The organism is Pseudomonas sp. B5(2017), from assembly GCF_002112825.1.
In the GTDB taxonomy this organism is placed as follows: domain Bacteria; phylum Pseudomonadota; class Gammaproteobacteria; order Pseudomonadales; family Pseudomonadaceae; genus Aquipseudomonas; species Aquipseudomonas putida_Z.
On sequence record NZ_NEIR01000006.1, the window covers coordinates 143636 to 157641 of the forward strand.

General features: G+C 64.0%; 14 protein-coding genes. 7 read left to right on the top strand and 7 right to left on the bottom strand.

Going from position 1 to position 14006, the window contains the following annotated elements; all coding sequences use genetic code 11:
• Positions 1-2: 2 nt before the first annotated feature.
• Positions 3-1214, bottom strand: a complete 1212-nt coding sequence (gene coaBC / locus CAG00_RS11095; RefSeq protein ID WP_003253409.1) for a bifunctional phosphopantothenoylcysteine decarboxylase/phosphopantothenate--cysteine ligase CoaBC — start codon at positions 1212-1214, stop codon at positions 3-5.
• Between the two features lie 128 nt (positions 1215-1342).
• On the opposite strand from coaBC, the gene radC reads away from it, so the two are divergent.
• On the top strand, positions 1343-2023 hold the full coding sequence (gene radC, locus CAG00_RS11100) for a DNA repair protein RadC (RefSeq protein WP_039612333.1): 681 nt from the start codon (positions 1343-1345) through the stop codon (positions 2021-2023).
• A gap of 123 nt (positions 2024-2146) precedes the next feature.
• On the opposite strand, the gene CAG00_RS11105 is transcribed toward radC, so the two are convergent.
• Positions 2147-3754 (bottom strand): ABC transporter substrate-binding protein, encoded by a 1608-nt coding sequence (locus tag CAG00_RS11105; RefSeq protein WP_085664272.1) that lies wholly within the window; start codon positions 3752-3754, stop codon positions 2147-2149.
• A 361-nt stretch (positions 3755-4115) separates the two neighbouring features.
• On the opposite strand from CAG00_RS11105, the gene rpmB reads away from it, so the two are divergent.
• On the top strand, positions 4116-4352 hold the full coding sequence (gene rpmB / locus CAG00_RS11110) for a 50S ribosomal protein L28 (RefSeq protein WP_003258972.1): 237 nt from the start codon (positions 4116-4118) through the stop codon (positions 4350-4352).
• A gap of 10 nt (positions 4353-4362) precedes the next feature.
• A complete protein-coding gene (gene rpmG, locus CAG00_RS11115) occupies positions 4363-4518 on the top strand; it encodes a 50S ribosomal protein L33 (protein WP_003253507.1) in 156 nt (51 codons plus the stop codon).
• Positions 4519-4688: 170 nt separating this feature from the next.
• On the opposite strand, the gene CAG00_RS11120 is transcribed toward rpmG, so the two are convergent.
• Entirely contained in the window at positions 4689-5048 is a 360-nt protein-coding gene (locus CAG00_RS11120; protein ID WP_003258971.1) for a cupin domain-containing protein, read from the bottom strand.
• A 196-nt stretch (positions 5049-5244) separates the two neighbouring features.
• Here CAG00_RS11120 and CAG00_RS11125 point away from each other — a divergent pair, with 196 nt between their 5' ends.
• Together CAG00_RS11125 and CAG00_RS11130 are read left to right on the top strand one after the other, a co-directional pair.
• Complete coding sequence (locus tag CAG00_RS11125) at positions 5245-6738, top strand: aldehyde dehydrogenase (RefSeq protein ID WP_013974786.1); 1494 nt, start codon at positions 5245-5247, stop codon at positions 6736-6738.
• Positions 6739-6879: 141 nt separating this feature from the next.
• On the top strand, positions 6880-8019 hold the full coding sequence (locus CAG00_RS11130) for an MFS transporter (protein WP_085664273.1): 1140 nt from the start codon (positions 6880-6882) through the stop codon (positions 8017-8019).
• A 15-nt stretch (positions 8020-8034) separates the two neighbouring features.
• Here CAG00_RS11130 and CAG00_RS11135 read toward each other — a convergent pair whose 3' ends face one another.
• Both CAG00_RS11135 and CAG00_RS11140 read right to left on the bottom strand, forming a co-directional pair.
• Positions 8035-9591: a phospholipase D family protein gene (locus CAG00_RS11135; RefSeq protein WP_085664274.1), complete on the bottom strand. Its 1557-nt coding sequence runs from the start codon at positions 9589-9591 to the stop codon at positions 8035-8037.
• Positions 9592-9651: 60 nt separating this feature from the next.
• The gene (locus CAG00_RS11140) at positions 9652-11082 is read right to left on the bottom strand and encodes a PLP-dependent aminotransferase family protein (RefSeq protein ID WP_176240874.1); all 1431 of its coding nucleotides are present in this window, start codon (positions 11080-11082) and stop codon (positions 9652-9654) included.
• A 178-nt stretch (positions 11083-11260) separates the two neighbouring features.
• On the opposite strand from CAG00_RS11140, the gene CAG00_RS11145 reads away from it, so the two are divergent.
• A complete protein-coding gene (locus CAG00_RS11145) occupies positions 11261-11491 on the top strand; it encodes a DUF1127 domain-containing protein (RefSeq protein ID WP_085615949.1) in 231 nt (76 codons plus the stop codon).
• A 154-nt stretch (positions 11492-11645) separates the two neighbouring features.
• Here CAG00_RS11145 and CAG00_RS11150 read toward each other — a convergent pair whose 3' ends face one another.
• Positions 11646-12938 carry an FAD-binding oxidoreductase gene (locus tag CAG00_RS11150; protein ID WP_085615947.1) on the bottom strand — a complete coding sequence of 431 codons (1293 nt, stop codon included), beginning with the start codon at positions 12936-12938 and terminating at the stop codon, positions 11646-11648.
• Between the two features lie 149 nt (positions 12939-13087).
• On the opposite strand from CAG00_RS11150, the gene CAG00_RS11155 reads away from it, so the two are divergent.
• Positions 13088-13441, top strand: a complete 354-nt coding sequence (locus CAG00_RS11155; protein ID WP_013974780.1) for a YkgJ family cysteine cluster protein — start codon at positions 13088-13090, stop codon at positions 13439-13441.
• Positions 13442-13443: 2 nt separating this feature from the next.
• Here CAG00_RS11155 and dadR read toward each other — a convergent pair whose 3' ends face one another.
• The gene (gene dadR / locus CAG00_RS11160; protein ID WP_003258963.1) at positions 13444-13932 is read right to left on the bottom strand and encodes a transcriptional regulator DadR; all 489 of its coding nucleotides are present in this window, start codon (positions 13930-13932) and stop codon (positions 13444-13446) included.
• Positions 13933-14006: the final 74 nt, after the last annotated feature.

Consider the following 14006-nt stretch of genomic DNA (forward strand, 5'->3'; position numbering starts at 1 on the left):
ACTTATTGAACCTGATTGAGCCGTTCGGCGATGAAGGCGACCAGTTGCCGGGCAATCTTGCCCTTGCTGGTCTGCGCGAAGAGGGTCTGGTGCTGCTGGCGGTCGATCACGGTCAAGGCGTTTTCCTCGCTGTTGAAGCCGATGCTGGGGTTGGCCACATCATTGGCGACGATCAGGTCGAGGTTCTTGTCCTTGAGCTTGCGCGTGGCGTAATCGAGCAAGTGTTCGGTCTCGGCGGCGAAACCGACGCTGAACGGGCGGTCGGCGCGGCCAGCGATGGTGGCAAGGATATCGGGATTGCGCACCATCTGCAGCAGCATGCCGTCGCCCGTCGTAGGATCTTTCTTCAATTTTTGCGTGGCAACGACTTCCGGGCGGTAGTCCGCAACCGCCGCAGAGGCGATGAACAGGTCGCACGGCATGGCCGCTTCACAGGCCGCGAGCATGTCCCGCGCGCTGACCACGTCGATACGGCTGACCCGGTCGGGGGTCGGCAGGTGCACCGGGCCAGTGACGAGGGTCACCCGAGCCCCGGCTTCGGCGGCCGCTTCAGCCAGGGCGAAGCCCATCTTGCCGGAGCTATGATTGGTGATGTAGCGCACCGGGTCGATGTTTTCCTGGGTCGGGCCGGCGGTGATCAGCACGTGCTTGCCGGTCAGTGCCTGGCGCTTGAAGCTTTCCGCGGCACACCAGGCCAGGTCGGTGGCTTCGAGCATGCGGCCCAGGCCGACATCGCCACAGGCCTGGCTGCCGGACGCCGGGCCGAACACCTGGATGCCACGGCTCTTGAGCAGTTCGAGGTTGGCCTGGGTGGCCGGGTCGCGCCACATGGCCTGGTTCATGGCCGGGGCCACGGCAACGGTGGCATCGGTAGCCAGCACCAGGGTGGTCAGCAGGTCGTCGGCCATGCCTTGGGCCATGCGCGCCATGAGGTCGGCGGTGGCCGGGGCGATCAGCACCAGGTCGGCCCATTTGGCCAGTTCGATGTGGCCCATGGCCGCTTCGGCGGCAGGGTCGAGCAGGTCCATGTGCACCGGGTGGCCCGACAGCGCCTGCAGGGTCAGCGGGGTGATGAACTCTGCACCACCACGGGTCATGACGACGCGCACCTGCGCGCCGTGCTCCAAGAGTCGGCGAATCAGTTCGGCGCTTTTGTAGGCGGCAATGCCGCCACCCACGCCGAGAACGATGCGCTTGCGATACAGCCGCTGCATAGGCTTGCCTTTTTCCAGTGAGAGCGGGCGACGACGTTTGAAAATGCCTGCGGCAGAACGTCGCATGTACGAGGCGAAATAGATTAACACAGGGCCGAAATGGGCCGCAGCAAGGGCAGAGGGACGGGATGAATATCAGGGAGTGGCCGGCTGAAGAGCGGCCGAGGGAGAAGTTGTTGCAGCGTGGGGCTGGAAGCCTGACGGACGCGGAATTGCTGGCTGTATTTCTCGGCTCAGGTGTGCGTGGGCGCAATGTCGTGGAGCTGGCGCGAGGTCTGCTCGTGAAGTTCGGGGGTTTGCGCCAGTTGCTGGAGGCCGACCGTGAGGCTTTCGTCGGCGAGCTTGGGTTGGGCCCGGTGAGGTACAGCCAGCTGCAGGCGCTGCTGGAGATCGGGCGCAGGCACCTTGCAACTTCGATTGAGCGTGAATCCGCGATGGACAGCCCGGCAACGGTGAGGCGCTATTTGAAAGCGATGCTGCGACATGAAGTCAGCGAAGTGTTCGGGTGCCTCTTTCTCGATACCAAGCACAGGCCGTTGGCGTTTGAGATCCTCTTCCGAGGCACGATAGATCGGGCCAGCGTCTACCCGCGGGAAGTGGTGCGGCGGGCATTGCTGCATAACGCAGCGGCCTTGATCCTGTGCCACAACCACCCCTCGGGCAACAGTGAGCCCAGCCAGGACGATGTGCACTTGACCCTGTCGTTGAAGCGGGGGCTGGCGTTGATCGATGTGCGGGTGCTGGATCACATCATCATCGGTGACGGGGAGCCACTGTCGATGGTCGAGCATGGGTGGATTGTGGCTTAGGCACTTTTGCTGCCTGTCCCGGCCCTTTCGCGGGTAAACCCGCTCCCACAGGGAAAGTGCCATGTTGAAAGTTGGCGCGGTCCCTGTGGGAGCGGGTTTACCCGCGAAGAGGCCGGTGCAGGCTTACTTGTTCACAGACACCTTGCTGAAATCCAACCGCCCGAACGGGCTCACCTGGTACCCCTCGACCCCTTGGCGCAGCAAGGTCGCCGCCGTCGGGTGCGCCAGCGGCACCCACAGCGCCTGCTGCTGGATCAGCGTCTGTGCCTGCTGATAAAGCCGGCTGCGCACACTCTGGTCGTTGGTGGTGCGCCCGGCGCTGATCAACTGGTCCAGGCGGCTGTCGCAGAAGCGTGCGAAGTTGGTCCCCGACTGCACCGCCGCGCAGGAAAACTGCGGGCTGAGGAAGTTATCCGGATCGCCGTTGTCACCCGCCCAACCCATGAACAGCAGGTCATGCTCGCCCGCCTTGGCGCGGCGGATCAGCTCGCCCCACTCGATCACGCGGATCTCGGCCTTGATGCCAATCTTGGCCAGGTCGGCCTGCAGCATCTGCGCACCGAGGCTGGGGTTGGGGTTGAGCAGGCTGCCCGACGGGCGGGTCCAGATCGTGGTGCTGAAGCCCTCGGCCAGGCCGGCCTTGGTCAGCAGGGCCTTGGCTTTCTTCAGGTCCAGCGGGTAGCCGGGCAGGTCCTTGGCGTAGCTCCAGGTGTTGGGCGGGTAGGGGCCGTTGGCGGCCACCGCGGAGTCTTCGAACACGGCCTTGAGGTAGGCCTGTTTGTCGAAGGCCAGGTTGATGGCCTGGCGCACTTCCGGCTTGTCCAGCGGTGGGTGCTGGCTGTTGATGGCGACGAAGGCGGTCATGAACGCCGGGGTGGTGGCCACCTTGAGGTTGCCGTCCTTGCCGGCTTCGGCAATGTCCAGCGGCTTGGGCGACAACGCGACCTGGCACTCGCCGCGCTTGAGCTTCTGCAGGCGCACGTTGGCATCGGTGGTGATGGCGAAGATCAACGGGTCGACCGCTGGCTTGCCGGCGAAGTAGTCGGGGTTGGCGCGATAGCGCACCACGGCGTCCTTCTGGAAGCGCTGGAAGATGAACGGCCCGGTGCCGACCGGCTGGCTGTTTAGCTTCTCCGGCGTACCGGCCTTGAGCAGTTTGTCGGCGTACTCGGCGGAGTAGATCGAGGCGAAGCCCATGCTCAGGGTGGCCAGGAAGGTGGCGTCCGGGTGGCTGAGGGTGAAGCGCACGGCGTTCGGTGCCGGCGCCTCGATTGCCTTGATCAGGCTGCCCAGTTGCAGCGACTGGGCATGCGGGTAGCCGCCCGGTGCAGTCTTGTGCCAGGCATGGGCGGGGTAGAGCATGCGCTGGAAGCTGAACAGCACGTCGTCGGCGTTCAGTGCGCGGCTTGGCTTGAAGTAGGCGGTGGTGTGAAATTTCACATCATCGCGCAGGGTGAAGTCGTAGATCAGGCCGTCGGCCGATACCGTCCAGCTGGCCGCCAGGCTCGGCACCACCTTGCCTTGCGCCGCGTCGAACTCCACCAGGCGGTTCATCAGCACATCGGCCGTGGCGTTGGTGGTGGTCAGCGAGTTGTACTGCACCACGTCGAAGCCTTCGGGGCTGGCCTCGCTGCAGACGCTCAGCGGGTCGGCCTGGGCAACGCCGGCGGCGAACAGGGCGCCTGCGGCGAACAAGGAGTTGAACAATAAGGAAAGGGCGGCAGCACGCATAGTGGCTCCTTGGCTGTCAGTGGCCCATCTGCCAGTGCAGTCTGGAAAAGGCCTACCCTAGTGTGCCCGTCGGGAAATGACCACACCCTTTTTTACAAAATTGGCGACGGGCGGTCGACGGCTGGCGGGGCCTGCCGCTATGCTGGCCCGGCGCGTTCCGGCTCGTGACAATGTGCATCTAATGTTGTTGCGGCCAAGTCTTTCTGGTATAAAGCAGCGCTCTTTTCTAGGGGCTCGGCCTGTCGCATAAGCGGATCCGGTCGATAAGACCTCCAGAATCACGGCGCCTAGGCGCCAAAGACTGAGAGATTAAGCGGCCAACCCATGCCGGGTTGGGCATGTGGTTTTAGAGGGCTGAGTCATGTCGAGAGTCTGTCAAGTTACTGGTAAGGGTCCAGTAACCGGGAACAACATTTCCCACGCAAACAACAAAACCCGTCGTCGTTTCCTGCCGAACCTGCAGCACCACCGTTTCTGGGTTGAATCCGAGAAGCGTTTCGTGCGTCTGCGCGTATCTGCCAAAGGCATGCGCGTTATTGACAAGCGTGGTATCGACGTAGTGCTGGCCGAGCTGCGCGCTCGCGGCGAAAAGTTCTAAGGAGAACGTCATGCGTGAATTGATCCGTCTGGTTTCGAGTGCTGGCACTGGCCACTTCTACACCACCGACAAGAACAAGCGCACCACTCCGGACAAAATCGAGATCAAGAAATACGATCCGGTTGTTCGCAAGCACGTGGTGTACAAGGAAGCCAAGATCAAGTAATTGATCGGCGACCTGAAAAAAACCCGCATCCGAAAGGAGGCGGGTTTTTTTATGCCTGTGCTGGCCTCTTCGCGGGTAAACCCGCTCCCACAGGTACATCACAAGCCTTTAGGGCGGTGAAATCCTTGTGGGAGCGGGTTCACCCGCGAAGAGGCCGGCACAGCCTCAAATCATTTCTGCTCGAACATCACATAGATCTTGCGGCAAGGCTCCAGCACCTCCCAGGTGCCCTTGAAGCCGGCCGGGATGACAAACCGATCACCGGCACGCAGGGTCTTGGCTCCGCCATCCTGGTCACGCAGCACCGAAACGCCCTGGACGATCTCGCAGTACTCATGCTCGGTGTAGTTCACCGTCCACTGCCCCACCTCGCCTTCCCACACGCCCGCGGCAAACTGCCCGCAGGGGCTGGAATAATGGTTGTAGACAGCCTGGTCGGGCTCGCCCTTGAGGATTTTTTCCGCCGCCGGGCGGTAGCGTTCGGCCTCGGTAATGACCTGCGCGAAGTCGATGATGCTGTCGATGCTCATGGTTCGGCTCCTGTTGTTGTTTAATAAAATGCACATGAGTAGGCTTTTGAGCCATTCGTGTCAAATATATTGATAGTTTACACGGGCTGGTTTAGGGTGTCGGTAGCTAAAATGCCCTCGACGCTTGGGCAGAATTCTGACAACGCCTGTGAGTCCTCAGTGCGGCGTTGCACCTATACAAGAGGAGGAGTTTCGTATGACCACCCTGACTCGTGCGGACTGGGAACAACGTGCCCAGCAACTGAAGATCGAAGGCCGTGCCTTCATCAACGGCGAATACACCGATGCCGCATCCGGTGAAACCTTCGAGTGCCTGAGCCCGGTCGACGGACGCTTCCTGGCCAAGGTTGCCAGCTGCGACCTGGCCGATGCCAACCGCGCTGTGGAAAACGCCCGTGCCACCTTCAACTCCGGCGTGTGGTCGCAGCTGGCCCCGGCCAAGCGCAAGGCCAAGCTGATCCGCTTCGCCGACCTGCTGCGCAAGAACGTCGAAGAGCTGGCGCTGCTGGAAACCCTGGACATGGGCAAGCCGATCGGCGACTCCTCCAGCATCGACGTACCTGGCGCGGCCAATGCCATCCACTGGACTGCCGAAGCCATCGACAAGGTCTACGACGAAGTCGCCCCGACCCCGCATGACCAGCTCGGCCTGGTCACCCGCGAAGCGGTGGGTGTGGTCGGTGCCATCGTACCGTGGAACTTCCCGCTGCTGATGGCCTGCTGGAAGCTCGGCCCGGCCCTGGCCACCGGTAACTCGGTAGTGCTCAAGCCGTCCGAAAAATCGCCGCTGACTGCCATTCGTATTGCCCAGTTGGCCATCGAAGCCGGTATCCCGGCTGGCGTGCTGAACGTGCTGCCAGGCTACGGCCACACCGTGGGCAAGGCCCTGGCCCTGCACATGGACGTCGACACCTTGGTATTCACCGGTTCGACCAAGATCGCCAAGCAACTGATGGTTTACGCGGGCGAATCGAACATGAAGCGCATCTGGCTGGAAGCCGGCGGCAAGAGCCCCAACATCGTCTTCGCTGACGCTCCGGACCTGCAAGCTGCCGCCGAAGCTGCCGCCAGCGCCATCGCCTTCAACCAGGGCGAAGTGTGCACCGCCGGCTCGCGCCTGCTGGTCGAGCGTTCGATCAAGGACAAGTTCCTGCCGATGGTGGTCGAGGCCCTGAAAGGCTGGAAGCCAGGCAACCCGCTGGACCCACAGACCACTGTCGGTGCCCTGGTCGACACCCAGCAGATGAACACCGTGCTGTCGTACATTGAGGCTGGCCACAAGGACGGCGCCAAGCTGCTGGCCGGCGGCAAGCGCACCCTGGAAGAAACCGGTGGCACCTATGTCGAGCCGACCATCTTCGACGGCGTGACCAACGCCATGAAGATCGCCCAGGAAGAAATCTTCGGCCCGGTGTTGTCGGTGATCGCCTTCGATACCGCCGAAGAAGCCGTCGCCATTGCCAACGACACGCCGTATGGCCTGGCCGCTGGCATCTGGACCTCGGACATCTCCAAGGCTCACAAGACCGCCCGTGCCGTGCGCGCTGGCAGCGTCTGGGTCAACCAGTACGACGGCGGCGACATGACCGCGCCGTTCGGTGGCTTCAAGCAGTCGGGCAACGGCCGTGACAAGTCGCTGCATGCGCTGGAGAAGTACACCGAGCTGAAGGCGACCTGGATCAAGTTGTAATCCCGGGGGCCGCCTAGCGGCCCATTCGCGGGTAAACCCGCTCCCACAGGTACTGCACCGCTCTCAAGGGCGGTGGTGTACCTGTGGGAGCGGGTTTACCCGCGAATGGGCCATGGAAAATTCTTGGCCTGGGAGGCTGCAATGCGTTGGGGTACCTACTTCGCCGTACTGGCATCGGTGCTAAGCGTCGGGCTGGCACTCGGCGTGAGCATGCCGCTGGTATCCCTGCGCCTGGAGGCCTGGGGCTACGGCAGCTTCGCCATCGGTGTGATGGCCGCGATGCCGGCGCTGGGCGTGCTGGTAGGTGCCAGCCTGGCCAGCCGCCTGGCCGGCTGGGTCGGCGTGCCCTCGGCCATGCGCCTGTGCCTGTGGGGCGGGGCGCTGTCGATCGGCCTGGTCGCACTGCTGCCCAGCTACCCGCTGTGGCTGCTGTTGCGATTGCTGATCGGTATGTCGCTGACCGTGGTGTTCATACTCGGCGAAAGCTGGATCAACCAGCTGGTGATCGAGCAATGGCGCGGCCGCTTGGTGGCGCTGTATGGCAGCAGCTATGCCCTCAGCCAGCTGGCCGGGCCGCTGGTGCTGGGCTTTCTCGGCTCGGATGACGACTTCGGCTTCTGGGCCGCTACCGGCCTGCTGCTGGTGGCGCCGCTGATTCTCCTGCGCCGTGGCGGGGCACCCAGCACAGAGGCCTGCAGCGTCACCTTCGGCGACCTGTTCGCCTTCTGCCGGCGCTTGCCGGTGATCGCCTGGGCCATTGCCCTGTTTGCCTCGTTCGAGGCAATGATCCTGACCTTGTTGCCGGTGTATTGCCTGCAGCAAGGCTTTACCACTGAAATCGCCCTGTTCATGGTCAGTACCGTGGTGGTGGGCGATGCGGTGCTGCAACTGCCCATCGGTGCGCTGGCCGACCATATGTCGCGGCGCGCTCTGTTTACCGGCTGTGCGGTGACCCTGCTGGTATCCAGCCTGGCGATTCCGTTGCTGCTGCATACACCGGCGATCTGGCCGCTGTGGGTGCTGTTCGGGGCCAGTGCGGGGGGCTTGTTCACCTTGTCGCTGGTGCTGATTGGTGAGCGCTACCGGGATGATGCGCTGGTGCGGGCCAACGCCCATGTGGCGCAGCTGTGGGGTATTGGCTGCCTGCTAGGGCCGCTGCTGGCCGGGGCAGGCAGCCAGTGGATCAGCGGGCATGCGTTGCCGTTGCTGATGGCGGCGGGGGCTGCGGGTTTGGTGGTGTTGACCCGGCGGCGCGGGGCGTTTGAGCCTGCCTCTGCCTGATGGATTCTGGGGCCGCTACAACATCTTCTCCAGGCCAACCGCCTTGCTGATCCAGGCATTGAACCGCCGCCACATCCCGCCCGGTTCGGATGTGAGCATGCGCCGCCTGCCATTTTCCTCGGTCACCCACACCATCTGGTTACCCACCAGCGTCGGCTGATAGCTCAAGGCCGGGGCCATGCCCTGTACCGCCAGCGCGCGGGTGTACTCGGCCAGCTCCGGGCTGTCCACCAGCACTCCGACCTCGGTATTCCACAACACCGAACGCGGGTCGAAGTTGAACGAGCCGATGAAGGTCTTGCGCCGGTCGAACACGATCGCCTTGCTGTGCAGGCTCGAGTCCGAGCTGCCATGGAAGCTCACGTGGTGCTGCGCGCTGGGGTCGCCTGGTTGGCGGCGCAGCTCGTACAGCTGCACGCCATGCTCCAGCAGCGCCCGCCGATACGGCGCGTAGCCGCCATGCACCGCCGGCACGTCGGTAGCCTCCAGCGAGTTGGTCAGCAGCTTGACCGATATGCCCGCGTCAGCGCTGTGGGTCAGGTACAGCAGGCCGGACTCGCCGGGCACGAAGTACGCCGATACCAGGATCAGCTCGTGTTGCACCTTGCTCAAGTCAGGGGCCAGTTGCTGGGTCAGCAGCAGTTGCGGGTCCGGTTCGTCATCGGCCAGCACCTTGCTCGGCGCATCCCACAGCGCCTGGGCATGGGCCCAGATAAGCTCGTTGCGCCACACATCCAGGCGTGGCTGCGACTGGTAGGCCATCAAGCGGTCATACAGGGCTTTGCGCTGGGTCCTGGCTTCGGCCAGTGAAACTTCCAGGCGGTGGCGGCTGGCGCGCAGGTCGCTGGCATCCGGGTCGCGCCAGAGGAAGTCGGTAATCGGCCGGCTCAGGGCGCTGTTCCAGTATTGGTCGAAGCTGTGGCCGAGCTGTTCGGCCACCGGGCCGACGCCCAGCAAGTCGATGTCGGTGAAGTTGAGGTTGGGTTCGGCATCGAAATACTCATCGCCCAGGTTGCGCCCGCCGACGATGGCCATGCTGTTGTCCACCAGGAACAGCTTGTTGTGCATGCGTCGGTGCTGGCGCGACAGGTTGAACAGGCGGCCCACTGCGCGCGTCACGCCGGTGCTGCGGCCCAGATGCAGCGGGTTGAACACGCGTATCTGAATGTTCGGGTGGGCATCGAGGGTGCCCATGATGACGTCCAGGCCGTCGCTGGTGGTGTCGTCGAGCAGGATGCGCACGCGCACGCCACGGTCGGCGGCGCGCAGCAGTTCATGCACCAGGGCGCGGGTGCTGAGGCCATCGTGGACGATGTAGTACTGCAAGTCGATGCTCGCCTGGGCGTTGCGGATCAGTTCGGCGCGGGCGCGGAACGCCTCGTTGCTGTTGGGCAGCAGGCGAAAGCCTGAGCGGCCGCCGTAGGGCGCGGCCTGGCGCAGAACCGAACGGCCGAAGGCCGAGTCGTTGGCAGGCAGCGCCTGGCTGGTTTCGCGGGGCGTGCCGACGCTGGCGCAGCCGGCAAGGCCGAGCAGTAGCACCAGCAGCAGAGGCAGGGCTCGCTGGAGTCTCAAGGGTGGATCGTCCTGTGCAGCAAAGGCTTGATAGGTTGGACCGTGGCGGGCGGCGCAAAGTTACGCGCCGGCGCTTTCTTCATCCAGTAGACGAAGGGCGGTTTCACCAACCTTGCGCACGGCGGCTTCGATCTGCGGCGTCGGCCGCGCGGCGAAGTTCATGCGCAGGCAGTGGCGGAACTTGCCCGAGGCCGAGAAGATGCTGCCCACGGCAACCTGTACGTCCTGCTCCAGTAAAGCCCGGTTCAGGCGCAGCGTATCGAAATGTTCGGGTAATTCCACCCACAACATGAAGCCACCTTGCGGCCGGCTGACCCGGGTGCCCGCCGGGAAGTAGCGGGTCACCCAGTCGCTCATCAGGTCGCGGCCACGCTGGTACTGGCTGCGCATGCGCCGCACGTGGGGTTGGTAGTGCCCGCCGGCGATGAAGTCGGCAATGGCCAACTGCGGCTGGCTGGCCGTGCTGCCGGTGCTGATGTACTTCATGTGCAGCACCCGCTCCAGGTAACGACCGGGTGCCACCCAGCCTATCCGCAGGCCGGGGGCGAGGGTCTTGGAGAACGAACTGCAAAGCAGCACGCGGCCGTCGTCGTCAAACGACTTGAGGGTGCGTGGGCGCGGGTAGGTATAGGCCAGGTCGCCGTATACATCATCTTCGAGGATCGCCACGTCGTAGCGCTGGGCCAGGCTCAGCAGGGCCTTCTTGCGGGCCTCGGGCATGATGTAGCCGAGCGGGTTGTTGCAGCTGGGGGTGATCTGGATGAGCTTGATCGGCCACTGCTCCAGGGCCAGTTCCAGCGCTTCCAGACTGATACCGGTGACCGGGTCGGTAGGGATCTCCAGGGCTTTCATGCCCAGGCCCTTGAGGGTTTGCATGGCGCCGTGGAAGCTGGGGGAGTCGACCGCGACGATATCGCCCGGCTCGCACACTGCGCGAATGCTGCATGACAGCGCCTCATGGCAGCCGGTGGTTATCACCAGGTCGCCCGGGCCCAGGCGGCAGCCGGAGTCGAGCGTCAGCCGGGCCACCTGTTCGCGCAGGGCCAGGTTGCCGTGGATGTTGTCGTAGTACAGGCCGGGCATGTCCTGCCGCCGGCTCAGCTGGGCGAGGCTGCGCAGCAGTGGCTTGAGGGTGGGGCTGTCGATGTCGGGCATGCCGCGGCCGAGCTGGATCACGCCTTGGCGTGGGATGCTGCGCACCAGTTCCAGCACCTGCTCCCATTGCGAGATGTCTACCGGGCGCTGGGCCGGGCGGCTGACGGCGGGCAGGGCTGGCAGGTGGCGGTGGTCGTTGACGAAGTAGCCGGACTTGGGCCGGGGCGAGACCATGCCGCTGTCTTCCAGCATGCGGTAGGCCTGCTGCACGGTGCTCAGGCTGACCCCGTGCTCCACACTCAGGGCGCGCACTGACGGCAGGCGCTGGCCGGGGCGGTAGAGGCCCTGTTCAATGCGCGCACCGAGCAGTTCGGCGAGGTTCAGGTAAAGGGTCACGGCATACTCCTTCGCTGCAATAGCGTGGCGACCGGTACAGTTGCGCTGAAAATACAGCATTCAGTCGGCCTGCGGCCAATTCTGTATGGGAATAATAAGGCTGTATTGGATCTGTATTGCCGGTGCTGTCGACGCGCATGCTTTCACCACGGTATCAACTGAACGAGAGGATGCGGTGATGGGTGGCATGAGCGATGTGCGCTTGCAACTGTTGGCCAAGGAACTGGAAGCCGGGCAGCAAGCCAAGGTGTTCAACGCGCCGGAAGGGTTGGGGCGTTGGGGGCTGATGCTGCATCGCTGGCACACCCGCAGGGCGCTGCTGCAGTTGACCGATGACGAGTTGCGCGATGTCGGGCTGAGCTGGGAGCAGGCCCGGACCGAGGGGCGTAAGCCCTTCTGGAAGGACTGACCATACAGATGTTGCTCGGTCGATGTAGGAGCGGCCTTGTGTCGCGATTGGGCCGCAGAGCGGCCCCAGCGATATTTGCGGCAAAGCTGAAACCTGGGGGCGCTACGCACCCCTTTCGCGACACAAGGCCGCTCCTACAGGGACCGCGTGGCTTTCAGATCAGCTCTTTCAGGCGATGCCACAGCATCCCCAACGCCAGCAGCGGCGAGCGCAGGTGCTGGCCGCCGGGGAAGGTGATGTGCGGCACCTTGGCAAACAGGTCGAACCGCCCGCTTTCCTGGCCGCTGATGGCTTCGCCGAGCAGGCGCGCAGCCAGGTGGGTGGCGTTGAGCCCATGGCCGGAGTAGGCCTGGGCGTAATACACGTTCGGCTGGCTGGCCAGGCGGCCAACCTGTGGCAGGCGGTTGGCGCCGATGCCGATCATGCCGCCCCACTGGTAGTCGATGCGCACATCGGCCAGTTGCGGGAATACCTTGAGCATCTTTGGCCGCATGTAGGCGGCAATGTCCTTCGGGTCGCGGCCTGAATAGTGGCAGGCACCGCCGAACAACAGGCGCTGGTCGGCGGACAGGCGGTAATAGTCCAGTGCCACGCGCTGGTCACACACCGCCATGTTCTGCGGCAGCAGCGAACGGGCACGTTCCTCGCCCAGCGGCTCGGTGGCGATGATGTAGCTGCCGGCTGGCAGCACCTTGCCGCCCAGTTCGCGGTTGAGGTCGTTGTGGTAGGCGTTGCAGCACAGCACCAGAGTCTTGGCGCGTACCCGGCCCTGGGCGGTGTGTACCTGTACTTCCGGGCCGTAGTCGATGCGTGTGACCTCGGACTGCTCGAACAGCTTCACGCCCAGGCGGCTGGCCACGGCAGCCTCACCCAGGGCCAGGTTGAGCGGGTGCAGGTGCCCGGAGCCCATGTCGACCAGCCCGCCGACATAGCAGTCGGCGCCGACCACGCTGTGGATATCGTCCTTGCCGACCAGGCGCAGTTCATGTGCGTAGCCGAGGGTGCGCAGTTCTTCAGCATCCTCCGCAAAGCCCAGCAGTTCGGCGGGTTTGTTGGCCAGGTCGCAGTAACCCCAAGTCAGGTCGCAAGCGATGGCATGCCTTTCGACCCGCTCGCGGACGATCTGCACGGCTTCCAGGCCCATCAGTTTCAGGCTGCGCACGCCTTCCTCGCCGATGACCGGGAGGAATTGTTCCAGGCCGTGGCCGACGCCACGGATCAGTTGCCCACCATTGCGCCCGCTGGCGCCCCAACCGAGCTTGCGCGCTTCCAGCAGGATGACCGAGAAGCCGCGTTCGGCCAGTTCGATGGCGGTGTTCAGGCCCGAGTAGCCGCCGCCGACGATGCACACGTCGGCGCTGTGCTCGCCTTGCAGGAAGGAGTGGTCGGGGTGTGGCGCGCTGCTGGCGGCGTAGTAGGAGGCGGCGTGCTGCGCGCTGTGGATCATTGGGCAGGTCCTGAGGCTGGTGGGCTGAGGGGGAGGAGGATAAGCCGGGGTAGGGTGGTGGGCAACAAGGCGAGGGCTGCGCCCTCGTTCGCGGGCAAGCCCGCGAATGGGCCTATAATCTGGCCAATTTCCTAGTTTTGAACCCAGCCATGTCCTGCAACCGCCACAAGATCCACTTCCTGCGCGAACTCATCCCTTCCTTCGAGTGCGAGCCCGGCTGCCACGACTGCTGCGGCCCGGTCACCACTTCGGCGGAAGAAATGGCCCGCCTGCCGCGCAAGTCCCAGGCCGAGCAGGACGCCGCCCTGGAGCGCCTGGACTGTGTGCACCTGGGCCCCAACGGCTGCACGGTGTATGAAGAGCGCCCGATGATCTGCCGCCTGTTCGGCACCACCCCGCGCCTGGCCTGCCCGCGTGGCCGTGGCCCTGAACAGATGATCGAGCCCGCTGCCGAGCAGTTGGTCCACCAGTTCATTGCCACCACCCGCCAGGTGCTGGTCTGACTTCAGTCCGGGATCGGCAGGCAAAGGCTCTCCTTCACCTCTTCCATCACGATGTAGCTCTTCGATTCGCGCACGTGCGGCAGCTTCAACAGGATGTCGCCGAGCAGCTTGCGGTACGAGGCCATCTCGGAAATGCGCGCCTTCACCAGGTAGTCGAAGTCGCCTGAAACCAGGTGGCATTCCAGCACGTGGGGCAGTTTCAGCACCGCGCGGCGGAACTCCTCGAAGGTGTCGCCCGACTTGTAGTCCAGGCTGATTTCCACGAACACCAGCAGGCTGCCCTTGAGGTGCTGCGGGTTCAGGCGGGCGTTGTAGCCCATGATGATGCCCTCGCGCTCCAGGCGGCGGACCCGCTCGGTGCAAGGGGTGGTGGAAAGCCCAACTTTCTCGCCCAGTTCGGTGAAGGAAATACGCCCGTCATTCTGCAGGATACGCAGGATGTTACGGTCGATCTTGTCCAGTTCACGCTTGCTCTGGTGCTGGGTTCTCATAGGGGATGCCCCTCCGTGAAAGGCGATTTTGCCGAGAATTCTCGCCAATAATAGGCTTTTATATAGTGAATTGC